Origin of the sequence: Rubrivirga marina (assembly GCF_002283365.1) — a bacterium.
In the GTDB taxonomy this organism is placed as follows: domain Bacteria; phylum Bacteroidota; class Rhodothermia; order Rhodothermales; family Rubricoccaceae; genus Rubrivirga; species Rubrivirga marina.
Genome location: NZ_MQWD01000001.1, coordinates 3,326,738 through 3,349,480, shown reverse-complemented (window position 1 = coordinate 3,349,480; position 22,743 = coordinate 3,326,738). Strand labels below are relative to the sequence as shown.

General features: G+C 72.3%; 23 protein-coding genes. 14 read left to right on the top strand and 9 right to left on the bottom strand.

The window, feature by feature from the left end; genetic code table 11:
* Positions 1 to 12: 12 nt before the first annotated feature.
* Positions 13 to 435: a CoA-binding protein gene (locus BSZ37_RS14190; RefSeq protein WP_095511184.1), complete on the bottom strand. Its 423-nt coding sequence runs from the start codon at positions 433 to 435 to the stop codon at positions 13 to 15.
* A gap of 43 nt (positions 436 to 478) precedes the next feature.
* Here BSZ37_RS14190 and BSZ37_RS22090 point away from each other — a divergent pair, with 43 nt between their 5' ends.
* Together BSZ37_RS22090 and BSZ37_RS14185 are read left to right on the top strand one after the other, a co-directional pair.
* Positions 479 to 1,081 (top strand): hypothetical protein, encoded by a 603-nt coding sequence (locus tag BSZ37_RS22090; protein ID WP_179299649.1) that lies wholly within the window; start codon positions 479 to 481, stop codon positions 1,079 to 1,081.
* Positions 1,078 to 1,848, top strand: a complete 771-nt coding sequence (locus tag BSZ37_RS14185; RefSeq protein ID WP_179299648.1) for a phosphatase PAP2 family protein — start codon at positions 1,078 to 1,080, stop codon at positions 1,846 to 1,848. The genes BSZ37_RS22090 and BSZ37_RS14185 overlap by 4 nt, the downstream gene beginning before the upstream one ends.
* A 1-nt stretch (position 1,849) precedes the next feature.
* Here BSZ37_RS14185 and BSZ37_RS14180 read toward each other — a convergent pair whose 3' ends face one another.
* Positions 1,850 to 2,608 carry a DUF5995 family protein gene (locus BSZ37_RS14180; RefSeq protein WP_095511182.1) on the bottom strand — a complete coding sequence of 253 codons (759 nt, stop codon included), beginning with the start codon at positions 2,606 to 2,608 and terminating at the stop codon, positions 1,850 to 1,852.
* 162 nt (positions 2,609 to 2,770) lie between these two features.
* Here BSZ37_RS14180 and leuS point away from each other — a divergent pair, with 162 nt between their 5' ends.
* The 3 genes from leuS to BSZ37_RS14165 are packed head-to-tail and all read left to right on the top strand — an operon-like array spanning position 2,771 to position 7,614.
* Positions 2,771 to 5,572: a leucine--tRNA ligase gene (gene leuS / locus BSZ37_RS14175; protein WP_095511181.1), complete on the top strand. Its 2,802-nt coding sequence runs from the start codon at positions 2,771 to 2,773 to the stop codon at positions 5,570 to 5,572.
* Positions 5,569 to 6,219 (top strand): HD domain-containing protein, encoded by a 651-nt coding sequence (locus BSZ37_RS14170; RefSeq protein ID WP_218830507.1) that lies wholly within the window; start codon positions 5,569 to 5,571, stop codon positions 6,217 to 6,219. Before leuS ends, BSZ37_RS14170 begins: the two co-directional genes overlap by 4 nt.
* 51 nt (positions 6,220 to 6,270) lie before the next feature.
* Positions 6,271 to 7,614: a cation:proton antiporter gene (locus tag BSZ37_RS14165; RefSeq protein ID WP_095511180.1), complete on the top strand. Its 1,344-nt coding sequence runs from the start codon at positions 6,271 to 6,273 to the stop codon at positions 7,612 to 7,614.
* 9 nt (positions 7,615 to 7,623) lie between these two features.
* On the opposite strand, the gene BSZ37_RS14160 is transcribed toward BSZ37_RS14165, so the two are convergent.
* Positions 7,624 to 9,393 carry a dynamin family protein gene (locus BSZ37_RS14160; protein ID WP_095511179.1) on the bottom strand — a complete coding sequence of 590 codons (1,770 nt, stop codon included), beginning with the start codon at positions 9,391 to 9,393 and terminating at the stop codon, positions 7,624 to 7,626.
* Positions 9,394 to 9,593: 200 nt separating this feature from the next.
* Here BSZ37_RS14160 and BSZ37_RS14155 point away from each other — a divergent pair, with 200 nt between their 5' ends.
* The 9 genes from BSZ37_RS14155 (at position 9,594) to BSZ37_RS14115 (ending at position 19,320) form a co-directional block, all read left to right on the top strand.
* Positions 9,594 to 10,787 carry a hypothetical protein gene (locus BSZ37_RS14155; RefSeq protein WP_095511178.1) on the top strand — a complete coding sequence of 398 codons (1,194 nt, stop codon included), beginning with the start codon at positions 9,594 to 9,596 and terminating at the stop codon, positions 10,785 to 10,787.
* Positions 10,788 to 10,846: 59 nt separating this feature from the next.
* Complete coding sequence (locus BSZ37_RS14150; RefSeq protein WP_095511177.1) at positions 10,847 to 11,527, top strand: hypothetical protein; 681 nt, start codon at positions 10,847 to 10,849, stop codon at positions 11,525 to 11,527.
* The gene (locus tag BSZ37_RS14145; RefSeq protein WP_095511176.1) at positions 11,524 to 12,321 is read left to right on the top strand and encodes a sugar phosphate isomerase/epimerase family protein; all 798 of its coding nucleotides are present in this window, start codon (positions 11,524 to 11,526) and stop codon (positions 12,319 to 12,321) included. The genes BSZ37_RS14150 and BSZ37_RS14145 overlap by 4 nt, the downstream gene beginning before the upstream one ends.
* A gap of 9 nt (positions 12,322 to 12,330) precedes the next feature.
* Positions 12,331 to 13,134 (top strand): lysophospholipid acyltransferase family protein, encoded by an 804-nt coding sequence (locus tag BSZ37_RS14140; protein ID WP_095511175.1) that lies wholly within the window; start codon positions 12,331 to 12,333, stop codon positions 13,132 to 13,134.
* A 20-nt stretch (positions 13,135 to 13,154) separates the two neighbouring features.
* Positions 13,155 to 13,700 carry a hypothetical protein gene (locus BSZ37_RS14135; protein ID WP_095511174.1) on the top strand — a complete coding sequence of 182 codons (546 nt, stop codon included), beginning with the start codon at positions 13,155 to 13,157 and terminating at the stop codon, positions 13,698 to 13,700.
* A gap of 96 nt (positions 13,701 to 13,796) precedes the next feature.
* On the top strand, positions 13,797 to 16,310 hold the full coding sequence (locus BSZ37_RS14130; RefSeq protein WP_143537671.1) for a glycosyltransferase family protein: 2,514 nt from the start codon (positions 13,797 to 13,799) through the stop codon (positions 16,308 to 16,310).
* A 96-nt stretch (positions 16,311 to 16,406) separates the two neighbouring features.
* Positions 16,407 to 17,279 carry a 16S rRNA (adenine(1518)-N(6)/adenine(1519)-N(6))-dimethyltransferase RsmA gene (gene rsmA / locus BSZ37_RS14125; protein ID WP_095511172.1) on the top strand — a complete coding sequence of 291 codons (873 nt, stop codon included), beginning with the start codon at positions 16,407 to 16,409 and terminating at the stop codon, positions 17,277 to 17,279.
* Positions 17,276 to 18,661: a magnesium transporter gene (gene mgtE, locus BSZ37_RS14120; RefSeq protein ID WP_218830506.1), complete on the top strand. Its 1,386-nt coding sequence runs from the start codon at positions 17,276 to 17,278 to the stop codon at positions 18,659 to 18,661. The genes rsmA and mgtE overlap by 4 nt, the downstream gene beginning before the upstream one ends.
* A gap of 80 nt (positions 18,662 to 18,741) precedes the next feature.
* Positions 18,742 to 19,320: an MFS transporter gene (locus BSZ37_RS14115; protein ID WP_095511170.1), complete on the top strand. Its 579-nt coding sequence runs from the start codon at positions 18,742 to 18,744 to the stop codon at positions 19,318 to 19,320.
* 41 nt (positions 19,321 to 19,361) lie between these two features.
* Here the strand turns inward: BSZ37_RS14115 and BSZ37_RS14110 are convergent, their stop codons facing one another.
* From BSZ37_RS14110 to BSZ37_RS14085, 6 genes are all read right to left on the bottom strand, one after another.
* On the bottom strand, positions 19,362 to 19,838 hold the full coding sequence (locus BSZ37_RS14110; protein WP_095511169.1) for a PaaI family thioesterase: 477 nt from the start codon (positions 19,836 to 19,838) through the stop codon (positions 19,362 to 19,364).
* 50 nt (positions 19,839 to 19,888) lie between these two features.
* A complete protein-coding gene (locus BSZ37_RS14105; RefSeq protein ID WP_095511168.1) occupies positions 19,889 to 20,308 on the bottom strand; it encodes a DUF1499 domain-containing protein in 420 nt (139 codons plus the stop codon).
* Positions 20,309 to 20,421: 113 nt separating this feature from the next.
* Entirely contained in the window at positions 20,422 to 20,877 is a 456-nt protein-coding gene (locus tag BSZ37_RS14100; RefSeq protein WP_095511167.1) for a cytochrome c maturation protein CcmE domain-containing protein, read from the bottom strand.
* Between the two features lie 27 nt (positions 20,878 to 20,904).
* Positions 20,905 to 21,138, bottom strand: coding sequence for a CcmD family protein (locus BSZ37_RS14095; protein ID WP_095511166.1), 234 nt, complete (start codon positions 21,136 to 21,138; stop codon positions 20,905 to 20,907).
* Entirely contained in the window at positions 21,138 to 21,881 is a 744-nt protein-coding gene (gene ccsA / locus BSZ37_RS14090; RefSeq protein WP_179299647.1) for a cytochrome c biogenesis protein CcsA, read from the bottom strand. Before ccsA ends, BSZ37_RS14095 begins: the two co-directional genes overlap by 1 nt.
* Positions 21,882 to 22,016: 135 nt before the next feature.
* Positions 22,017 to 22,700 (bottom strand): energy transducer TonB, encoded by a 684-nt coding sequence (locus BSZ37_RS14085; protein WP_095511165.1) that lies wholly within the window; start codon positions 22,698 to 22,700, stop codon positions 22,017 to 22,019.
* Between the last annotated feature and the right edge of the window lie 43 nt (positions 22,701 to 22,743).

The following is a 22,743-nucleotide window of genomic DNA, read 5'->3' as shown; positions in this document are numbered from 1 at the left end:
CCGACGCCCAGGTTAGCCGAGAGCCGCGTGATCGACCATGAGGCACCGGTCGGCCACGTACGGCAGGCCCGCCTCGTGGGCCAGCCGCTCCGCCTCGGGGGCGTGGACGCCGATCTGGGTCCAGATCACCGGGCGGTCGCCGGTCCGCTCCGACCGCGCGGCGGCGTCGCGGACCACGTCGGGCGTGAACTCCGGCCGGCGGAACACGTCAACGACGTCGATCTCCACGTCGTCGGGGATCGAGACGAGGTCCGGGTAGGCCGTCTCGCCGAGGATCTCGTCGTGGTTCGGGTTGACTGGGATCATCGTGAACCCCGCGTTCTGGATGTACCGGGCGATCCGGTGGCTCGTCTGGAACCCGCGCGGCGAGCACCCGACGACGGCGATCGTTCGAGCGCCGCGGAGGACGGACGCGATGTCAGGCGAACTCGGCATGGGCGTGGTGGCGTAGGAAGGGGCCAACGGCTTCCCCCTCCGCGTGGATTCCCCTCCCTCCGTCTCTCAGGCGTCTGCCGCCCCCGTCCCGGCCGACGGCCCTCCATCCAGCGGCGCGCTCGCCGAGGCGCCGCCCGGCGCCCTCGCCCGCCTCGGCCGGCTCCTGCCCGGGGTCGACGCGATCGTGCGATTCGCCTACCGGCTGGCCGGCGTGAGCGGCATCGCCGCGCTGCTGATCGTGGCGGCCGTTCTCCGGTGGGTGCCCCAACTCGCGGCGGGCGTGCTCGTCGCGCTGGGACTGCTTCTGCTCGTCCCGGCCGCCGCCGTGGCGATCGCAGGGTGGACGCTCGCCGATCTCGCCAGCCTTCCGCGACAGGTGAGGGAGGCCGCGCTCGCCACGACCGGCCGCGAGGCGTCGCGCGAGGCTGTCAAAGGGAGCCGGGTCGTGCGTCTCCTCAAGTCGCTGTGGGCCGCCCGCGGGCTGGCGCTCCTCACCAAGGGCGGATGGGTCAAGGCCGTCGGGGCGCTTCGCTTCCTCCGGCTCGCGAGCCTCCCGTTCGCGCTCGCCCTCCTGAGCGCCGTCGCGCTCAACGGCGTGGTGATCGTCGGCGGACTCGTGGCTGTCGTGCTCCTGATCCTCGGATGAGCGCCGGAGACCTCCACCCCGCCATCCGGTTCGTACGGCGGCGCCTCCAGCGGGGCGTGCCGTACGGGCTCGCGTTCACTGTCGCGTTCGCCGCGGTCGCCCTCGCCGTGTGGGGCTTCGTCAACGTCCTCGACGCGGTGACCGAGGGCGACGACGTGGCACGGTTCGACGCCGTCGCCCACGGGTTGATCTACGACGCGCTCGGCGGGTCGCCCGGCCTCGGGCTCACCGTCACGTGGTTCGGCAACAATGCGACGCTCATCGGCTTCGTGATCGTCGTCGCGCTGGCGCTCGTGATCGCGAAGCGGTACTGGGCCGCGTTTCGCGTGGTGTTCGCCTCGGGCGTCGGCGGGCTCGTCATCACCGGACTGAAGCTCCTGTTCGCCCGCCAGCGCCCCGAGGCGCAGGTGATCGAGGCCACGGGCTACAGCTTCCCGAGCGGCCACGCCTTCGCCTCGACCGTCTTCTACGGGATGATGGTGTACCTCGTCTGGCGGCTGACGGAGAGGCGGTGGGCCCGCGTGGTGGCCGCGGTCGTCGGCCCGCTCGTGGCGATCCTCGTCGGGCTGTCGCGAGTGTACCTCAACGTCCACTTTCTCACGGACGTCCTCGCCGGCTGGCTCGCCGGCTCTGCGTGGCTCGTGGCGAGCCTCCTCTTGGTCGACGTCGTGGAGACCCGCTACCGGAGCCGACGCGAGCGGACGGAGGAGATCGGCCGGCCGGACGACGCCGATCCCCAACCGCACGGAACGGGCGCCGCGACCTGACTCAGGCCAGCCGGTCGATGAGGTCGCCGACCGGCTCTCGCTCGGCCTCACGGATCCGGCCGAGCGCGGCGTCGAGGCGGAACGGCGGCCGACGGATGCCGCGGGCCGTCCGCTCGACCCGCACGTCGATCCGGTCAACGAGGCGGGGCTGGAGAGGCCCCGGCATCGCCCGCAGCGCGAGGGCGTGCCGCCACGCCCTCCGCCTCGCCGTCGCGAGCCCGAACCCGAGAACGCGCTCGTCGAGGCGCCCACCGAGGCGGTCGAGCGTCCGGAGCAGCCCCGACGTCCGTCCGACCTCCTCCTGGATCTCGTCCACGAGGTCGGCCAGAACGCGGTTGATGGCATCGAAGTCGTGCTTGAGGCCGTCGGTGTCGTGGCGCCGCGCGATCTCGGCCGTCGTCACGCCGAGGTCGAGGAGGATGTGGGCGTTCATGCCCAGCAGCAAGTGTTGGAGCACGACGAGGCGGTCGTCCTCCCGTGCCTCGAACGCGGCGGCCCAGGCCCGCGTCGGCGCCTCGCCGGACCGGTGACGGGCGTACGCCTCGAGGTAGCGGTTGGCGAACCGCGTGTCGAGCCGCTCCATCCGCTCGGCGTCGACGAACTGGCCTTTCCCCATGCGGCCCTTCACCTCGACCGTCACGCGCCGGTAGAGCGCGGCGAACAGGCCGAGGCGGCAGTGTCGGACGCGGCAGTCGTCCACAATGCCGTCCAGCGCACGGACGACGCCGTCGATGTCGGAGGCGGGAGCGGGGGAGGCCATGTGAGCCGGGGAGTCCCCACACACTACGGAGAGGCGCCGGAATGGCCGTCACGCACGAACCCTGGCGGAAGACCGTCCTGGGACGGGCCGCCTCGGTGGTGCTGTGGGATCCCCCGCGGGAGGGCGCGGTAGCTTCCTGGCCCCTTCTGCGCAGACCCAGGCATGGCCGGATACCCCCACGACGAGATCGAACCCCGCTGGCAGGACTACTGGCGGGAGCACGACACCTTCCGCCAGCCGGGCCCCGGCGACGACGGCTTCGACGCCGACAAGCCGGGCTTCTACGCGCTCGACATGTTCCCGTACCCGTCGGGCGCCGGCCTCCACGTGGGCCACCCCGAGGGCTACACCGCGACCGACATCGTCTCGCGCTACAAGCGGATGACCGGCTTCAACGTGCTCCACCCGATGGGCTGGGACGCGTTCGGGCTCCCGGCCGAGCAGGCCGCCATCCGAGAGGGGATCCATCCGCGCGTGACGACCGAGCGGAACGTGGCCACCTTCCGCCGCCAGCTCCAGCGCCTCGGGTTCTCCTACGACTGGTCCCGCGAGGTCAACACGACCGACCCGGACTACGTCAAGTGGACGCAGTGGATCTTCCTGAAGCTGTACGAGAAGGGCCTCGCCTACGAGGCGTTCGCTCCCGTCAACTGGTGCCCCGAGCTGGGCGCGGTCCTCTCGAACGAGGAGGTCGTCGACGGGAAGAGCGAGATCGGCGGGCACCCCGTCGTCCAGGTCCCGATGCGGCAGTGGATGCTCCGGATCACGGAGTACGCGGATCGGCTGCTCGATGGGTTGGAAGACCTCGACTGGCCCGAGTCGGTCAAGGCCATGCAGCGCAACTGGATCGGGAAGAGCGTGGGCGCCGAGGTCGACTTCGGCGTGTTCGGTCACCCGGCGGTTCGCATCCGCGTGTTCACGACCCGGCCCGACACGCTCTTCGGCGCGACCTACATGGTGCTGGCTCCTGAGCACCCGCTCGTGAACGAGATCACGACGGAGGGCCAGGCCGAGGCCGTCCGCCAGTACGTCGCGGCGGCGTCGCGGAAGACGGAGCGCGACCGGATGGAGCAGAAGGCGAAGACTGGCGTGTTCACCGGGGCCCACGCCGTCAACCCGGTCAACGGCCAGAAGGTGCCGGTCTGGATCGCCGACTACGTCCTCGCGGGTTACGGGACGGGCGCCATCATGGCCGTCCCCGCCCACGACGCGCGCGACTTCGAGTTCGCGCAGGTCCACGGCCTCCCGATCCGCCCGGTCGTCCGTCCGCCGGCGTCGTGGCTGGCTCAGCACGCCGGCCCCGACGTGCCGACCGACACCGAGGCCGACCTGCTGTTCGGCGAGTACAACGACGCGCCCCACCACTTCTCGGAGGTCTACGCCGGCAACGAGGGCACGCTGATGAACTCCGACGCGAGCGGCGGCCCCGTGGCCGGCATCGCCGACCAGGGCGTCCGCCTCGACGGCCTCATGGTCCCGGCCGCGAAGGCCGACGTGACGGCGTGGCTCGAGTCGAACGGCGTCGGCCGGCGGCAGGTCAACTACAAGCTCCGCGACTGGCTGTTCAGCCGCCAGCGGTACTGGGGCGAGCCGATCCCGGTGATCCACACGACGGATGAGGACGGCGACGTCGTCCCGAAGCCGCTCCCGCCGGACGTCCTCCCGCTCACGCTCCCCGAGGTCGACGAGTACCGGCCGGCCGACAACGGCGAGAGCCCGCTCGCGAACGCGGCCGAGTGGATCGAGACGACCGACCCGGAGACGGGCCGTCCGGCGCGGCGCGAGACCAACACGATGCCCCAGTGGGCCGGCTCCTGCTGGTACTACCTCCGCTTTATCGACCCCGACAACGCCGACGCCTTCGTCGACCCCGACAAGGAGCGGTACTGGATGCCGGTCGACCTCTACATCGGCGGGGCCGAGCACGCCGTGCTCCACCTGCTCTACGCCCGGTTCTGGCACAAGGTGCTGTTTGACGCGGGCGTGGTGAGCACGGACGAGCCGTTCCAGAAGCTGGTCAACCAGGGCATGATCCTGGGCGAGGTCGAGTACACGGCGTTCCGGCGCGTCGGCGACGACGGCGTGCCGTTCGGGTGGGTCTCGGCCGAGCACGCCACCGAGGCGGACGGGGACGACGCCGACTGGCAGGACGCCCGCGACGGCTCGACCCTGGTCGCCGTCCAGGTCTCGGAGGACGAGGTCAAGAAAAAGGGCGACGGCTTCGTGCTGGCGGCTCACGCCGACGTCCGCGTGACCTCGCGCGCCCACAAGATGTCGAAGAGCCGCGGCAACGTCGTCAACCCCGACGACATCGTCGACGCCTACGGGGCCGACTCGCTCCGGCTCTACGAGATGTTTATGGGGCCGCTGGAGCAGACGAAGCCATGGAATACGCGCTCCGTCGACGGGGTCCACCGCTTCCTGGCGCGGGCCTACCGCCTCGTCATCGACCCGGACACCGGGCGCCGCGCCGCGACCGTCCTCGACGCCGAGCCGACGCGCGAGCAGCAGCGCGTCCTCCACGCGACGATCCAGAAGGTCACCGACGATGTCGAGGGCCTCCGTTTCAACACGGCGATCGCGGCGATGATGGAGTTCGTCAACGCCGCCACCAAGTGGGGCCACATCCCGCAGGCGACGGCCGAGACGTTCACGCTCCTGCTGGCGCCGTTCGCGCCGCACCTCGCCGAGGAGCTCTGGCGCCAACTCGGCCATGACGAGACGCTGACCTACGAGCCGTGGCCGGAGGCCGACCCCGATCTCCTCAAGGCCGACACGGTCGAGATCGCGGTCCAGGTCAACGGCAAGCTCCGCGGGACCGTCCTGGTCGACGCCGAGGCGGACAAGGTCGCGATGCTCGCGGCGGCCCGCGAGGAGCCGAATGTGGCGCGGTACCTCGAGGAAGGGACTGTCCGCAAGGAGATCGCGGTGCCGGGCCGGCTCGTCAACTTCGTCGTCGCGTGACCGCGGCCGAGGTCGACGCCTGGGGCGAGCGCTGCGAGGCGTTCGTCCGCCAGCGGATGGCCGGCGACCCGGCCCACGACCTCGCCCACGTCCGCCGCGTCGTGGCGTGGGCGGGGCGGCTGGCCGAGGCCGAGGGCGCCCGCCTCGGCGTCGTCGTGCCCGCGGCGTGGCTCCACGACGTCGTGACGGTCGCGAAGGACTCGCCGGATCGGAAACGGGCGTCGCGCATCGCGGCCGACGAGGCGGCGCGCTGGCTCCGGGCCGAGGGCTTCCCCGAGGCGGACCTCCCCGCCGTGGCGCACGCGGTTGAGGCCCACAGCTTCTCGGCCGGGATCGAACCCCAGACCGTCGAGGCCGAGGTCGTCCAGGACGCCGACCGGCTCGACGCGCTCGGCGCCATCGGGCTGGCCCGGATGTATGCGATGTCGGCCGTGTTCGGCTCGGGGATCGTCCACCCCGACGACCCCGTCCCGTCGGAGCCGCCCGCGCGGGCGCTCGACGACAAGCGGTGGGCGACCGATCACCTGTTCGTCAAGTTGCTGAAGCTGCCGGCCACGATGCGAACGGAGGCGGGCCGGGCCGAGGCGGAGCGCCGGGCGGCGTTCCTCCGGGACTTCCTCAGGCAACTCGCTACTGAGGTCGCCTAGGGACCGCGGCCGCCGAGCACGGCGTTCGCCGACGCCGCCCCCCATCCGCTCGTGCCCTTCGCCCTCTGGTTTGTCGTCGCCGGCCTCCTGCTGACGCTCATGGCGTTGGCCAAGACTACGCTCGCCCGGCTCCCCCTCTCGACGGCCCAGCTGTACCTCCTCGTCGGGCTCGGCATCGGGCCCCTCGGGATCGGCCTCCTCGTCATCGACCCGATCGACGAGGCCGGGACGCTGGAGGTGCTGACCGAGATCGCCGTGATCCTGTCGCTGTTCGCGGCCGGCCTCAAGCTCCGGACGCCGCTCTCCGACGGCCGGTGGCGGCTCCCGCTCCGCCTCGCGACGGTCTCGATGACGCTCACCGTCTTCGGCATCGCGGCGCTGGCGTACTTCGGCCTCGGGATCCCGTGGGGCGCGGCCGTCCTCCTCGGCGCTGTCCTCGCCCCGACCGACCCGGTCCTCGCCTCCGACGTCCAGATCGAGGACCCCGACGACACGGACCGCCTCCGGTTCTCGCTGACGGGTGAGGCCGGATTCAACGACGGCGCCGCGTTCCCCTTCGTCATGCTCGGCCTCGGACTGCTCGGGCTCCACGACCTGGGCGAGGGCTTCACGACGTGGATCCTGAAGGACGTGGTCTGGGCCGTGCTCGGGGGGATCGCGGTGGGCGCCGGCCTCGGGACGGCCGTGGGGCGGCTCGTGGTCCACCTCCGGCGGGCGCACAAGGAGGCCGTCGGCAGCGACGACTTCCTCGCGCTCGGGCTCGTGGCCCTGAGCTACGGCGTCGCGCTCCTCATCGGGACGTACGCGTTCCTGGCGGCGTTCGCGGCCGGCCTCGCGCTCCGCAACGAGGAGCGCCGGGAGACCGGTGACGAGCCGGCCGACGACGTCGAGGCGATGGCGCACGAGGGGGAAGACGAGGAGGTCGCCGTCGATGAACACTCGGCGCCCGCGTACATGGCGAGCGCCGTCCTCGGGTTCGCCGAGCAGTTCGAGCGGATCGGCGCCGTCACGCTCGTCGTCCTCGTCGGCGCGCTCCTCCACCGCGCCGTGTGGACGGTCGAGATGCTGTGGTTCGTCCCGGCCGTGCTCCTCGTGATCCGCCCGCTCGCCGTCTGGGTCGGTCTCCTCGGCTCGCCCACGACCGGGCTCCAGCGCGAGCTCATCGCGTGGTTCGGCGTCCGCGGGATCGGGTCGGTGTACTACCTCATGTTCGCCGAGACGCACGGCCTGAACGACGGCTTCTCGGACCTCCTGCTGGGCCTCGTCCTCGTGACGATCACGACCAGCATCGTCGTCCACGGCCTCTCGGTGACGCCGGTGATGGAATGGTACGCCGGGCGCGCTCGCGTCCAGGAGCGGCTGGCCCGCAAACGGGAAGCCCGAGCCGAGGACTAGGCGGGGCGGTCAGCCCTCGACCTCAGCCGTCCCGTACGACTGGCGGACCTCGGCCCGGAGCGCGTCGGTCTCGTCCCCGAGGCGGCCCGCCTCGGCCGCCATGGCGTCGAGGTCGGCGCGGGCGTCGAGGGCCAGCTTGGCGACGGGCCGGACGAGCGCGCGGACCTTCCCGACGGCCTGCTCCACTTCCTGGTTCAACTCGCGGTCGAGGCCGCCTCGCAGCTCCTCCCGGAGGGTGTCGACGCGGGCCGAGAACTCGCGGACGGCGCGGCGCCGCTGGGCCGGCAGCACGATGAACCCGAGCGTGGCGAGCGCCCCGGCGGCGAGCACGCCGCCCGTGACGTCGAACGCCGTCGTCGCGATGAGGACGACGGCGAGGGCCCCGATCCCGACGGCCGTCACGCCACCGACGGTCAGGGCGGAGCGGGCGTTCTCCAGCAACCGGCGGGCCTCCTCGCCCATGTCATACTGGTCGATGGTCCGCCGGGCCTCGCGGATCACGTCGCGGAGCACCTCGTCGCGGTCGTACATAAACCCGCCCGCGATCCCCGTCTCCTTCCGCTTGAGGTCCGTCAGCCGGGAGTACGTCTCATTCCACAGCTCGAACACGCGGCGGAGGAGGGCGTCGGCGGCCTCGCCGAGGCGCGTCTCGATCCGCTGCTCGGCGTCGCGGACCACCTGTCGGTCGAACTCCTCACGGAACGCGTTCCGGTCGCGGATGAGGTTGAGACGCGACACGCGGATCGTGTCGTCGAGGAAGCGCACCCCGCGCTTTTCCATCTCCAACAGCTCGCGGTCGACCTCGGCGACCGCCCGCCCGGCGATGTCGTCGAGTTGGCCGCCGACCTCCTCGAACCGGCCGTTAAGTGCGGCGAGCTGGACCTCGTCCTCTGCGAGCACCTCGCGCTGTGCCTCGACCCGCTGGCGGACGTCGCGCAGGAGCGTGCCGACGGCGTCGAGCGGCGCCGCCAGCTTGAGCGCCAGCCTCGCGTCGTCGGTGAGCGTCTCGGTCAGGAACCGCTCGAACGGGGCGAACCGCGACCGCTCCCACCGCGGGTCGGCGCGGTAGCCGTCGGGGTCGGCCTCCTTGGCCTGGAGCGCGAGGCGGGCGGCGACGGGGAAGAGGAGGGGCGGTCGCGGGTCCTCGATGCCCGCCTCGGCGAAGATGCGGACGAGGCCGTCGCGGACGTGCTCCAGCACCTGGGCGAGCGCCGCCTCCGTCTCCGCGAGGTCGGCCTTGTTGACGGCGACGACCAACCGCTTGCCCCAGGCGCCGCGGATGTACTCGAGGAACTGGCGCTCGGACTCCGAGAGCGGCCGGTCGTAGCTCGTGACGAACAGGACGAGGTCGGCGCGCGGGATGAAGTCCTCCGTGAGGGCCTGGTGCTCCTTGACGATCGAGTTGGTGCCCGGCGTGTCGACGAGGGCGAGGCTTTCGAGAAGCGGGTGGTCGAGGTGCCGCTCGGTGATGAACTCGCCTCGCCGATGCGTCGCCTCGGCGTCGCCGTGGCGCAGGACCGTGATCTTGTCCGTTGTCGGGACGGGCCCCTCCTCCATGATCCGCCGCCCGAAGAGCGCGTTCACGACCGTCGACTTGCCCGCGTTGAACTCGCCGGCGACCACGAGCAGGAACAGCTCGTCGAGCGTCCGGGCGAGGTCGGCCAGACGGCGGCGCGTGTCGTCGGGGGCGTCGGCCCGGTCGAGGAGGCCGCCGAGGTCGGCGAGGAGCGCTCGCTCGCGGTCGAGGAGAGCCTGGGCAGCGCGGGCGGGGGAGTCCATTCGGATAGGGAGCGTGTGCGAAGAAGGTACGCGGGAGGCAGCTCAGGGCCTCCTGGGGCCCCGATTCGAGGGTTCAACGGGGGGCATCTCGAAAGCGCTTCGGAACTCTCAGGCGAGGGGGGCTTTGGAGGGGCCGAGCGGACGCTGCCTCGTCCGCGTCCCACCGCACTTCCCCCCGAAACTCCCTAGAGGCTCCCCACATGCTCAACGTGGCACTCGTCGGCCTACTGGCCGGTTCTCTCGTCGTCGGCCCGACCGACGGCGACAAGGACAAGAAGAAAGACACCGCCAACGACTCGCCGCGCACCGAGGCGAACGCCGTCCCGGGCGTGTTCGAGACGGCACACGCCGCTCAGTCCCCGGAGACGATCCAGGACACCTACGCCTTCGGCCGCTCCGTGACGGCCTCCCCGATCAAGTTTTGGGCGTCCTACGCCTGGGGCGAGAGCGAGAGCATTTGGGACGTGACCGGCGACGAGGGCGAGCTCGCCGTGGCCACCTCGAATGGCGACATCGTCACGCAGCGTGTCAACGTCGGCGCGCAGATCGACTTCCTGAACCTCCCCATCGCTCGGATCGGTGCTGGCGCGAACCTCACGGTCGCGAAGAACGAGTTCCAGGCCGGGGAGAACCCGTCCTCCTTGTTCTCCAACGGCGTCGGCGATCTGGAGAGCGACTTCGGCCTCCAGGGCCTCAAGGTCTACGGCGAGGCCCGCGGTCCCGTCGCGGGCGTCCACGCCGGGTACGTCTTTGACTTCGGCAGCGAGCGCGAGGACGGCGAGCAGGCCCGGGCCCTCGTCGACGTCGACGGCAACGGCACGCTGGACGTCGAACTTCCGCTCTCCATCAACGCCACGGGCACCGTCCGCCCGACCGCGAGCGTCGCCGGCGACGCGTCGTTCCAGCCGCTCCTGCTCCCCTCGACGCTCTCCAACTCGGACGGCCGGGACGCCATCAACATCGGCGCGGACTTCGACTACCCGAGCGAGCGGTTCCGCCTCTTCGGTGGCATCGACTACTACATGCTCCAGGGCATCGACGACAACGAGGCGACCGCGTTCGACGAGTCGAGCCTCGACGGCGACGACATCTGGAACTTCATGTTCGGCGGCGGTGTGCGCTTCAACATCTTCGAGATCGGCGCCGCGGCGCAGATCCAGACGCGCCACTCGAACCCGGTGGTCGAGAACATCGGGACGACGGCTGGGATCGGCGGCCACGCCGGCACCATCGCGCCGTACGTCCGGATCTCCCCGCCGTCCATCCCGGCCTCGCTCTTCGTCAAGGGCGCGGTCCAGGAGGAATACACCGAGTTTGGGTACGCCATCGGCGGCGCCAACTCGCCGAAGCCGTCGATCGGCTTCACGGCCGGCCTCACGTTCGGCTTCCAATAGGCCTCCGCGGCCAACGCCTCGGGGCCGTCCGGCAGTTGTCGGGCGGCCCCTTCGTGATTATGCGCGCTCCGCTCCTCGTCTCGCTCCTCGCTGGCTTCGTCGGCCTGACGGCTGCGGGGTGCGCCGGCGCCGATGAGGCCGCCCACTTCGGCCCCGAGGCGGTGCCGTCCGCCCGCGCCGTGGCCGCCCTGACGGACACGCTCGCCGAGGCGCGATCGACGACGCCCCGCCGGGCCGCGATCCGCCGTGCGCTCGTCCGCGCCGGCGTCACGCCGTTTGGCGACGGCCGCCTGCAGGCGCGCTTTCAGACTGACCTCGGGATCCCGCTCGTGGGCGGGTTCATCCCAGGCCGGCACCCGCTGGGGCGGGCGGAGCTCGTGGTCCTCGGGACGCGCGTCGACGGGGGCGCGGTGCCGGCGGTGATCGAGGCGGCCCACGTGTTGGTCCAGCGCTCGCAGTACGCGACGGTCCCCGAGCGGACGGTGGAAGTCGCCTTCTGGCCGGGGGGCGACGGCGTCCGCCAGGTGCTCCGAAGCTCGCTGTGGCCGCGCGACCAGATCCGCGCGTTCGTCGTGGCGGGCGGGGAGGGCCCGGCCACGGTCGATGGCGTCCCCGTCATCCGCCTCGACGTGGACGCGGGCGGGGTCGATCTCGCCGCCGCCCTCATCGAACAGACCGCTGAGGCCGCTCGCATCCCCGCTCCGTCCTCGGACACCCTCGCCACTCGTTCTCCCCGATGACGACCGCCTGGACGCCCGACATCGCCACGGACGACCCCGCCCGAGCGGTCCAGCTGACCCTCCTGTGGGGCCTCGACGGCGTCGCGCTCCGGGGCTCGGAGGGCGGTCGCGTGCCCGAGATCAACGAGGCGCCGCTTCGGCGTCGACTGGAGGAGGCTGAGCTGGCGGTCGTCGCACTCGACCCGGGGCTGTTCGAGGGCTCGGCGGCGTCGCGGGCCGTCTGGCTCAACGACCTCGCCCGCCTCGACGACGTCGCCGCCTTCGCCCGCCGGTTCGACTGCGACCTCGTCCGCGTCGGCGCGCTCGCGGCACCGGGGTTCGAGCTGGAGGCGGCCGCCGACGCGCTGCGCCAGGCAGGGGATAGGGCGGCGGCGCTCGGGCTCCGACTCGCCGTCCGCAACCTTCTCGGGACCGACGTAGCGACGGGCGCCGACCTCGCCGCGCTCCTCGCTGCGGTCGACCACGGGGCGGTGGGCGCGGACTGGCGGCCGGCGGACGCACTCGCCAGCGGCGAGGCGCCGGCCGACGGGCTCTCCGCGGTTCTCGACGCGTCGCTCGCATTCTGTGTGGGCGTCCGCGACGGCGGAGTAACCGACGGTGAGTGGGTCGACGACGAGATCGGCGCCGGTGCGGTCGGGTGGGACGCCCACCTCCGGGCGCTCGCCGAGGCGGGCGTGGACGGGCCGCTGATCCTCGACGGGTTGCCGGACCCAGCGCGGACGACCGGGCTCGCGTCCGCGACGACGCTGATTCGGTCGGCGCGGGCCGCGCAGCGAGCGGCGAAGCGGGGATAGCTTCCGGCCGTGCCCCCCGTCGCTTCGCCCGCCCTCCACCTCGATCCGCCGTCGCCGTCGCTCGGCCGACGGGTCTGGTTCGTCTGGACGCTCCTCTGGGCGTCGTTCTTCACGGTCACGATGAGTCCCGGCGTCGTGATCCACTCCGTGTTCGCCCCGACTGCGGAGACGCTCCGCGCCTGGATGCGCCCGTGGGCCCGCGTGATCCTCGCGGTCGTCGGGATGCGCGTCCGCGTCGAGGAGCGCGCGCCGCTGCCCGACGGGCCCGTGGTGTTCGTGTCGAACCACGTGAACTCGCTCGACATTCCGGTGGCCATGGTCGGCTTCCCCCGACCGTTCCTCTACGTCGCGCGGCACGAGATCCGCGAGTGGCCCGTCGTGGGGTGGGTGTTGGAGAAGACGGCGTGCCTGTTCATCGACCGCTCGAACGCGCGGGCGTCGGTCCGCGACCTCCGGCGCGTCGCCGAGCGGATCCAGGGCGGCGACTCCGTGCTGCTGTTCCCGGAAGGCGGTCGGAGCCACGCGCACGCGCTCCGGCCGTTCATGCGTGGGCCGTTCGTGCTGGCCATCGAGTCGGGCGTGCCGGTCGTGCCCGTGACGATGGTGGGGCACGCCGGGCTGTTCTCGAACCGGCTCAAGACGGCGCGGCCGGGCGAGGCGCGGTTCGTCATCGGCGAGCCGATCCCGACGGTCGGCCTCTCGCGTGGCGACGCCGCCGATCTCCAGGAGCGCGTCCGTGCCGTCCTCGCGGGCGAGCTGACGGCGCACGGGGACCTGAGGCGTGTCGCCGGATCGGACAAGAGGGGCGACTGAGCCGGCCTATCTTGCGACCCATGCGCCCTGCCCTTCTGTGCCTGCTCGTCGCGCTCGCCACCGGCGGGTGCTCGCTCGGCGACTGCTCCGCCGAGACGTCACGGGCTACGACGACGGGCGGCCTCCTCCTGGCCGACGGCTCCGGCGTCGGCGACACGCTCACGGTCGCGTTCGTCGACGCCATCGACCCGCAGATCACCGTGACGACGGCGCCCGGCGTCGGCGTCGACCCCGGCGTGACGCCCGACGGCGTCGTGGAGGTGTTGTACGACGCGGTGACGCTCGGCTTCGGCGGGGATCTCGCGCCGCTTCCGCTGGTGGCCCGCGCGCTCGGCGACACCGTGTACGTCTACGTCGACGGGACCGTCGACCCGGGCGTGTTCGCGCCGGCGTGCTCGTTGCCGCCCGCGTCGTACGACGTCGAGGTCCGCAACGTGCTCGTGCCCCGAGGCACGGTCGCCGTGCGCGTCGCGTTGGTGACGCTCGACGACGTGCCGGCCGCCGCGGCCGAGGCGCTCCGCCAGTCTGCCGAGGCGCGCCGGGTGGCGCGCCCGACTCACATCTAAGCTCAGCTCATGGCGAAGTCGAGGAAGAGCCGCCCCGGGGCGGCGGGGGGGCCCGCGCCCCTCGAAGGCAACGAGGTCTGGAAGCAGCGGAGCCGCGTGCGCCGCGCCGGTCCCGTCACACGCGAGGCGTCGCTGTGGGACAGGCAGCCGACGTGGGTCCAGCAGGCCGTTTGCATCGGCTTCCTGTTCCTGGTCGCCATCGGCTTCTTCGCGTCGACGACGTTCGGCGGGCGGACGCTCGTGGGCGGCGACACGGTCCAGTGGGCGGCGACGGCGGAGGCCATGCTCGAGTACGAGGCCGAGTCGGGCGTCCGGCCCGAGTGGGCCCCGAACGTGTTCGGCGGGATGCCCGGGACCATGATCCTCGGCGGCTCCCGCGTGCCCGGCGCCGACACCGTCGTGAGCGCCCTCCGGAAGGCCGGGCTCTGGCCCGTCGCGCACTTCTTCGTGCTTCTGCTGGGGACGTACCTCCTCGTCTTCTACCTGACGCGGTGGCCCCTCGCTGGCGTGCTGGCCGCGGTCGGCTACGGGCTCTCGACGTACCTGCCCATCATCCTCACGGCCGGGCACAACACCAAGTTCATCGCCCTCAGCTACGCCCCGTGGTTGCTGCTGGCGTTCGCCGCGCTGATCCGTCGGACACCCGAGACCGGCAAGATGATGAGCGCGCTCTTGACGCTCCTGTTCGCGATCGCGGCGGCGGTCAACCTTCGCGCGGGCCACGTCCAGATCACGTATTACATCGTCATCGCGGCCGTCATCTGGTGGATCGCGGAGGGCATCGCGGCGGCCCGCGACGGTCGCGCGAAGACGTGGGCCGTCTCGACCGGCCTCCTCGGCCTCGGCAGCGTCGTGGCCCTGGCCATTGTCGCCGATCCGTACCTCCTGCAGGCGGAGTACAAGGCGTTCACGATCCGATCGGCCGGGCCCGGAGGCGGGCTCGCGTGGGAGTACGCGATGGCCTGGAGCCAGGGCTTCGGCGAGCTTCTGACGCTCGTGATCCCGAACGCTTACGGCGGCGGCGGGCAGACCTACTGGGGCGCCAAGCCGTTCACCGAGGGCCCGCACTACGTCGGCCCGGTGGTCGCCTTTCTCGCGTTCGTAGGTGCCGTCGGCGTGGCGCGGCGGTCCGTGATCGCGTTCGCCGTCGCAGGGCTCCTCATGGTCGGGTTCTCGCTCGGAGAGAACCTCCCCCTCCTGAACCGGCCGGCGTTCGAGGTGCTCCCGCTCTTCGACGCCTTCCGCGTGCCGGAGACGTGGCTGGCGGCAGTGGTCCTCCTCGTGGCGCTCCTCGCGGGGTGGGGGGCGTACTATCTCGCTCGCCGGGAGGCGACGCCCGAGGCAGAGGACCGCAAGCAGCGCGTCGTCCTCGGCGCCGGCGCCGTCCTGGCGATCCTCATCGGGGGGATGTGGCTCACGGGCGGCGGCCCGCTCGACTTCGAGAAGCCCGACGAAGGCGCGCAGATCGCCATGATGGCCGCACAGCAGAGCGGCCTCTCGCCGGCCGACCCGCAGGTCCGCCAGATGACGGCGCAGTACCTCGACGAGGTCGAAGGCCAGCGCGAGGACCTGTTCTCGGACGACGCCGGCCGGTCGATGCTCCTGCTCCTGGTCGCCCTCGGCCTCGCGGCGGCGCTCCTGTGGAAGAAGGCGCCCGCGTGGGCCGTCCTTGCCGGCCTCGCCCTGCTCGCCACTTTCGACCTGTGGGGCGTGGGGCGGCGCTACTTCAACGAGGACGACCCGTCGCTCCGCCGGACGTCCCGCATCGAGGCCCAGATCCAGCCGACGCAGGCCGACCAGTACCTCGTCGAGCGCGTCGCCGAGGCGGGTGGGCCCGGCCGGTTCCGCGTGCTGCCGAACAACTGGTCGCAGAACGCCGTGCCGTCGTACTTCTACGAGTCGGTCGGCGGCTACCACGGCGCCAAGCTGGCCCTCATCCAGGAGTACTTCGACCGGCTCCTCCCGGACGACTCGACGGGCCTCAACCGGAACGCGCTGTCGCTCCTCTCGGCCCGGTATACGGTGCTCCCGGGCATCGTGCCCGGCTACGAGCCCGTGTTCCAGGACGAGCAGACCGGCCTCGTCGTCGCCGTCGACTCGTCGGCCCTTCCCCGGGCCTTCCTCGTCGACTCGGTCGCCGTGGTCGCGGACGACGACGCTCTCGTGGCCCGGATCCGGGACGAGGCCACCGATCTGTCGCGCGTGGCGTTCGTGTCCGAGCCGCTCCCGGGCGACCTCTCCGCTGAGGCCCTCACGGGCGCCCCCCCCGACTCGGCCGGCGCGAGCGTCCAACTCGAACGGTTCGAACCCGACGAGATCGTGTACCGTGTGCAGACCGACCGACCGCGACTCCTGGTGGCGAGCGAGGTCTACTATCCGGCCGGCTGGACCGCGCAGATCGGCGTCCAGGAGGCGCCGATCGTCCGGACCGACTTCCTGCTCCGCGGGATCCCCGTGCCGGCTGGCGAGCACATCGTGACGCTCCGCTATCGGCCCGAGACGCGCCAGCAGGGCCTCCTGATCTCGTGGGTCGCGACGATCCTGGCCTACCTCGGGGCGATCGGCCTCGGGGGATTGCTGTGGTACCGCCGCGGTCACCGGCCGGCCTAGCGGATCGGAGATGGAGAAGAGGGGGTAGAGATCCCCGCGAGGACGCTTCCGCTCCTCGCGCGCCTCTACTCTGTAGGGCCCCTCTCGCGCCCGCCCGTGTCCGTCCGTCCGAAAAAGCGTCTCGGCCAGCACTTCCTGACCGACCCCAACACGATCCGAAAGATCGTGGACGCGGTCGACGCACCGCCTGGCGCGCAGGTGGTCGAGATCGGCCCCGGCGAGGGCGCGCTGACGGGCGACCTGCTTCGGCGCTACCCCGACCTGATCGCGCTAGAGGTCGACGAGGAGGCCATCACACATCTCCGCACCGCCTACCCCCGCCTCGACGTTCGCGCGGGCGACGTGCTCGACACGAACTGGGGGGCGCTGCGGGCGGGGACGGCGGAAGGGGGGGCGGGGACTGGGCAAAACGTTGACCGCGACCGGCAGGCCGCCGAGGCGAGTGGGGCCGACGAATCGAAGGCCGCCCTTCACGTCGTCGGCAACCTGCCGTACTACATCACGTCGCCGATCCTCTTCGCCCTCCTGGACGCGCGGGAGCACGTGGCGCGGGCGGTCGTGATGGTGCAGAAGGAGGTCGCCGACCGGATCGTGGCCCCGCACGGGTCGAAGACCTACGGCACGCTCTCGGTCTACTTCGCGCTCTACGCCGACGCCCGGCCGCTCTTCGACGTGTCGCGCCACTGCTTCCGCCCTCGGCCCAACGTCGAGAGCGCCGTCGTCGCGCTCGACTTCGCGTCTGCGGAGGCGCCGGACGTACCTTTCGCGGCCCTGCAGCGGACGGTCCGCGCGGCGTTCGGGCAGCGGCGGAAGATGCTCCGCAACAGCCTGGGCCCGCTCGCGGACGGGGCCGGCGTCGAGGTCCCGGAGTGGGCTGCGACGCTCCGGCCCGAGGCCGTCTCGCCGTCCGACTTCGTCCGCCTCGCCCGCCACCTCGGCGGCCCCGCCGCCCGTCCCCCCGGCCCGTGAGCGAGAACGCCGCCCCCGTCGTCCCCCCCGACTCGCCGACGCTCGTCGATGACCACCTCGTCGAGGCCGTCGTCGATCTCGTCGAGGCCGGCCATCGCGGCCACGTCCTCAACCTCGTCGCCGACCTCCGGCCGGCCGACCTCGCGGCGCTCCTCCAGCACCTCCCGGCCGACCTCGCCCGCGTCGTGTTCCGCTGGCTCCCCGAGGAGGTCACGAGCCGCGCCCTCCCCGAGCTCGAGAGCGCCGAGCGCGTCGACCTCCTCGACGGCCTCTCGACGCCCGAGCTGGTCGCCCTCATCGACCCGCTCGCGTCGGACGACCAGGCGGACGTCCTCGCCGACGTCGACGTCACGCAGGCGGAGGACGTCCTGGTCCAGCTCGAAGACGCGGTCGACATCGAGGCGCTCCTCAGCTACGGCGAGGACACGGCCGGCGGGCTCATGGCGACCGAGGTCGTCGCCGTCCCGCTCACCGCGACCGTCGCGGAGGCGACCGAGGCCGTCCGGTCCAACGCCGACGCCGTCGACCCCGTCTTCGCCGTCTACGCCGTCGACGAGGAGAACAAGCTGGCCGGCGTGATCCCGCTCAAGCGGCTGCTCCTGTCGCCGGCCGACACGCCGGTCCACGAGGTCTGTGAGGGCGACGCCGTCTCTGTCGAGCCCGACCTCGACCAGGAGGAGGTCGCGCGCATCATGGAGCGGTACGACCTCGTCGCGCTCCCGGTCGTCTCGGCCGGCGGCCGGCTCCTCGGCCGGATCACGATCGACGACGTGATGAACGTGATCCGCGAGGAGGCCGAGGAAGACCTCCAGCGCGCGGTCGGCATCACGGGCGAGGAAGAGCTCTCGTCGAGCATCTTCGCCGTGTCGCGCGGCCGGCTCGTGTGGCTCCTCCTCGGGCTGTGTGGGGCGTACGTGTCGGGCCTCGTGATCGTCGGGTTCGAGGAGGCGCTGACGATCGCGCCCGTCCTCGCGCTGTTCATCCCCATCGTGATGGCGATGGCCGGCAACGCCGGCATTCAATCGTCGGCGATCGCGGTCCAGGGCCTCGCCTCGGGCGACCTGTGGCGGAGCGACCTCGCGCGACGGATCGGCAAGGAGCTCGGCGTGGCGCTTCTCAACGGCGTCGTCCTCGCCGTCGCCCTGGCCGGCATCGTCGTGCTGTCGGGCTTCGGAGACGACACAGCGCGGCTCGCGCTGACGGCCGCGATCGCTCTCATGATCGTCATCGTGTTGTCGACGCTCGTGGGCGCGACGGTCCCCCTCGCCCTCAACCGCATCGGGATCGACCCCGCGCTGGCTATGGGACCGTTCATCACCGTCTCGAACGACATCCTGGGCCTGACGGTCTTTTTCCTCGTCGCGACCCTGCTGTACCTGTAGGGTCGCGACGAGGGGAGTCCGGAGGTCGGAGTGCGTCCACCCGCACCGACCGAACTCCACCCTCTGAACACCGAACTCGCATGTCCACCCTCACCGTCACGCGGACCGCCAGCGGCACGGCCATGGCCGCCGACGCGCTCACGACGTTCAACGACCTCCGCCTCCCACCCGACCTCGACGCGGCCGGGGAGAAGGTCATCCGCGTCGGCGCCGCGTGCGTGGGGATCGTCGGCTACACGGCGCACCACCTCGTGATCCAGGACGCCCTCGACCACTTCCCCGAGGCGGACCTGACCAGCCGGCGCGGCATCTTCGAGACGTTCCGCGCGCTCCACCCGATCCTGAAGGACGAGTACTACCTCAACCCGGAGACGGACCAGGAGGGCGACCCGTACGAGAGCACGCAGGTCTCGCTCCTCATCGCTGCGCCGACGGGCATCTTCGGCGTATACGACATGCGCGAGGTCCACGAGTTTACGCGGTTCTGGGCGATGGGGTCGGGCGCGTCGTTCGCGCTCGGCGCCATGCACGCGCGGTGGCCGGAGGTCGAGGCGGGGCGTCTCGACGCGGGCGCGCTGGCGGCGCTCGGCTGCGAGGCCGGCTGCCGGTTCGACCCGGCGTCGGGCACGCCGGTCACGGTCTACGAGGTGGAGGGGTAGGGGATGTGGGGTGGAGGGACCGGGCCCTCAGGCTCCGTGCCCTATCCCGCCGCTCTCTTCCCACGGACGATCGTCTGGCTGGCGCGGCACACCGCCAACTCCCGCCCGTCGGGCGCGCGGACCGTCGCGTCGAACACGAGTTGGCGACCGGCGCGGGCGACCAGGCGCGCCTCGACGTCGATGTGGGAGAGGTCGGGCGTGACCGGCGCGAGGTAGGTCATCGTGAGCTGCGACGTCACGCTCGGCGGCGCCGCGAGGTAGCTGAGCGGGCCGATGACGTTGTCGACGGCGGCGGCGAGCATGCCGCCCTGCATCAAGCCCATCGGGTTCTGGAACGTCTCGAGGATCGGAAAGCGGAGCACGAGCGCCGAGCCCACGCCGTCCTCGCCGGCCGGGCGGTAGTCGCGGACCTCGGCCTGCATCATCTCCAGGACGGGAGGAGGCAGGCGGAGGCCGTCGGCCCCCATGCCCTTCATCTGATCGGTCAGGCGCTGGAGGTCGAGGTCGGGGACGGACATGGGTCGCGGAGGGAGGCGTTCCGAACGCGCGTCTCCCGCCGGGGTCCCCGCTACTCGCCGAGGTCGACGTTGCCCGGCGGGAGCCACGCGGCGACGGCCTCGACGATCCGCCGTGCCCGCCGGCGGTTGACCCCCAGGTCGGACCCGCCCACGCGCGCCGAGCTGCGGACCCACAGGACAGAGCCGCGGGACGCGGGCTCGACGGCGATCACGACGTCGTCCTGGAACGGCCCAACAGCGAACGAGGCGAGGGCACCGGACTCGGTCGGTACGAAGGCGCTCGGAACCCCTAGGCCGTTGTCGTCGCCGATCCCGCTGAACGCTTGGTGGACCGCGTTCGTCACGGCCAGCGGCGTCTCGGCGATCGGGATCCGGAGCCGGGCGCAGTTGGGCGTGCTGGGGCAGGGGGGGACGGGGGCGTCCGCCTCGGTGGCCTCGGGTCGGGAGCCGAGCGCGTAGCCGGCGGCCATCAGCGCGAGCCCGGCTACACCCAGGCCGATCCACGTCCGCCGACTCAGGCGTAGGAGCGGACCGCGCCGACGGCGCCGCGGTGTCCCGCTCGACGACCGCCTCCGGCGACGACTCACGAGCCCGCCGAGGCCGTCGTGACTGGCTCCCGCTCACCGCGCGGGATGTCGTCCGGGTGCCCGCCCTCGACGTCGCGCATGTCGTTGTACTTCGAGGGGCACTTGACCAGGATGTGCTCGGCCTCGAACACTTCGCCCTGGGCACCCGCCGTCATCCGGCCCTGGACCACGACGCGCTCGGCGTCCTCGAAGTTGGCCGGCCTCGGATTGGCGTAGACGACCGACCGGACGGTCCCGGCGGTGTCGGCCATGGTGAACGTGAACACGTTTCGTGCCGGGTCGTAGCCCGAGGGCGCGTCGCGGACCCACGTCCCGACGACGTGGGCCTTCCGGCCGTTCTCGGCGGCGTCCTCGAACGTCTCCCAGCCGGTCACCTGGTCGCTGAAGCTGGTGACCACGAGGAACCCGAAGATGCCGACGAAGGCGATACCGAGGAGGGTCGTGGGGCGCATGGGAGAGGTGGGGCAGGCGGGGGAAATCTACGACCGATCGGCCTCTCGCTCGTCGAGACGACGCTCGACGCGGGCGAGCCGGCGGTCGGTCCGGAACAGGAGGAGGAGGACGCCGAGCCAGACGATGAGGACGACGGCCAGCACGACCGGGAGCTTGTCCTGCGCGAGCATGGTGCGCTCGATGCCCTGCGGCGGCTGCTCGGTCACCGCCTGGGCGGAGGCGGGGTCGAGGACGGCGATCGTGGTGTCGGCGGGCTGCATCAGGAGACGACGACGGGCGGGGCGATGGTGGGCGCGTCGAGCGCCTCGGCGCGGAGCTCCGCAACCTTCCCCCGAACGCGCTGCGTGTAGAGCCACCACGCGAGCAGGAGGAAGCCCACGGCCGCAGCGTAGAAGATCCACCGCATGTCGGCCGCGATGTCCATCTCGCTGAACGCCGGGTTGCCCTCGGCGCCCGGGTGGAGGCTCGCCATCCGGCGCGGCAGGACGTAGGTCAGGAACGGCATCGTCGCCGTCGCGAACAGGGCGTAGACGGCGGAGAGCCGGGCCCGCTGGCGGGGCCGGTCGAGCGATCCGCGGAGCACGAAGTAGGCGCCCGAGATGAGGAGTTGGACGGCCACCATGTTCTGGCGGGGCTCCGGGCTCCACCACAGACCGGTCCCCTGATACCACGTGAACCGGGCCCACACGACGCCCGTCACGAGCGCGGTCACTCCGGCCACCGTCGAGACCACCCACGCGGCCTCGGAGCGGACGTCGTGGAGCGTCCGGCCCGTCGCGAGGTAGCGCCCGGCGTGCCACGCCCCGGCGATCGCGCCGGCGTAGAGCACGAACCACATCGGCACGTGGAAATACAGGTTCCGCGCCGTGTGCTCCAGGATCGGGAGGTTCGAGACCGGCCCGAGGATGCCGAGCACGAGGACGACCGTCAGCCAGACGGCGACGACCGCGCCGAAGAGGCGGTAGACGAGTCCGTAGCGGGGGAGGGCGAGGTCGCGGTCCATGGGGGCGGGCATCGGCCCGGGAACGCCCATGATCCGTCCGCCGCGCCCCCGAGACTGATCAAATCGGGTGAAGTCAGCCCACGTCGTCCGCCTCGGGTCCGTCCCCGACCTCGCCGAGGCGGGCGGAGCCGGACGCTACTGCGGCGGGTCGAGCGAGACCGAGATGAAGGCGTACGCCCGCACGCGCTCGCCGCCGTCGCGGGCCGGGCGGAACACGTGGCGCCGCGCGGCCTCGAGGATCGCCGCGTCGAACTCGGGCGGGAACGACGGCACGGCGACCTCCCGGCCGCCCCGGAACTCGGCCCGCTCCAGGATCTCCGCCTCGGTCACGCGCCCGCCGGAGCTGACGAGCACACGGACGCGGGCGCGGCCCCGGAAGTCGGAGACCGACGCGGTGCGGGGATAGACCGGGAGCGCCTGCCCGCTCAGGCTCGGGCTCCGATCGGGCCGCTCGACGATCCGGTCGGCCGCGGGCGGCGGGGCGGAGGGCGCCGGGGCAGGCGGACCCGGAGGCGCGGGCGGGGCGGGCGCCGGCACGGGAGTCCGGGTCGGGCTCGCGGTCCGACGGGGCGCGGGCACCGGCGGCGTCGGGATCGTCAGGTCGCGGACGATGTCCTCCTCGATCACCTCGTCGGGCACCTCGACCGGCGGGAGGTCGGAGGTCGTGAGCGGCGGCGGAGCAGGGGGGAGGTTGGCCGGCGGCGGCGGCTGGGTCGTCGGCTCGATGACCTCCAGGACGATCTGCTCGCTCGGCGCCACGTCCCGCGGGAGCTCGGGTCCCAGGTCCGGGTCCGGCCAGAGCAGGAACGCCGCGTTCACGACGGCGAGGCTGACCGCGAGCGCCGCCAGCGCCCGCGTCGGG

What these genes read in the sequence shown, in the direction of transcription:
- BSZ37_RS14115 (WP_095511170.1), top strand. Translation starts at nt 18,742, where the DNA reads ATGTCCACCCTCACCGTCACGCGGACCGCCAGCGGCACGGCCATGGCC.
- BSZ37_RS14110 (WP_095511169.1), bottom strand. Translation starts at nt 19,838, where the DNA reads ATGTCCGTCCCCGACCTCGACCTCCAGCGCCTGACCGATCAGATGAAG.
- leuS (WP_095511181.1), top strand. Translation starts at nt 2,771, where the DNA reads ATGGCCGGATACCCCCACGACGAGATCGAACCCCGCTGGCAGGACTAC.
- BSZ37_RS14160 (WP_095511179.1), bottom strand. Translation starts at nt 9,393, where the DNA reads ATGGACTCCCCCGCCCGCGCTGCCCAGGCTCTCCTCGACCGCGAGCGA.
- BSZ37_RS14100 (WP_095511167.1), bottom strand. Translation starts at nt 20,877, where the DNA reads ATGCGCCCCACGACCCTCCTCGGTATCGCCTTCGTCGGCATCTTCGGG.
- BSZ37_RS14105 (WP_095511168.1), bottom strand. Translation starts at nt 20,308, where the DNA reads ATGGCCGCCGGCTACGCGCTCGGCTCCCGACCCGAGGCCACCGAGGCG.
- BSZ37_RS14180 (WP_095511182.1), bottom strand. Translation starts at nt 2,608, where the DNA reads ATGGCCTCCCCCGCTCCCGCCTCCGACATCGACGGCGTCGTCCGTGCG.
- BSZ37_RS14145 (WP_095511176.1), top strand. Translation starts at nt 11,524, where the DNA reads ATGACGACCGCCTGGACGCCCGACATCGCCACGGACGACCCCGCCCGA.
- BSZ37_RS14190 (WP_095511184.1), bottom strand. Translation starts at nt 435, where the DNA reads ATGCCGAGTTCGCCTGACATCGCGTCCGTCCTCCGCGGCGCTCGAACG.
- BSZ37_RS14185 (WP_179299648.1), top strand. Translation starts at nt 1,078, where the DNA reads ATGAGCGCCGGAGACCTCCACCCCGCCATCCGGTTCGTACGGCGGCGC.
- ccsA (WP_179299647.1), bottom strand. Translation starts at nt 21,881, where the DNA reads ATGGACCGCGACCTCGCCCTCCCCCGCTACGGACTCGTCTACCGCCTC.
- BSZ37_RS14095 (WP_095511166.1), bottom strand. Translation starts at nt 21,138, where the DNA reads ATGCAGCCCGCCGACACCACGATCGCCGTCCTCGACCCCGCCTCCGCC.
- BSZ37_RS14150 (WP_095511177.1), top strand. Translation starts at nt 10,847, where the DNA reads ATGCGCGCTCCGCTCCTCGTCTCGCTCCTCGCTGGCTTCGTCGGCCTG.
- BSZ37_RS14155 (WP_095511178.1), top strand. Translation starts at nt 9,594, where the DNA reads ATGCTCAACGTGGCACTCGTCGGCCTACTGGCCGGTTCTCTCGTCGTC.
- BSZ37_RS14135 (WP_095511174.1), top strand. Translation starts at nt 13,155, where the DNA reads ATGCGCCCTGCCCTTCTGTGCCTGCTCGTCGCGCTCGCCACCGGCGGG.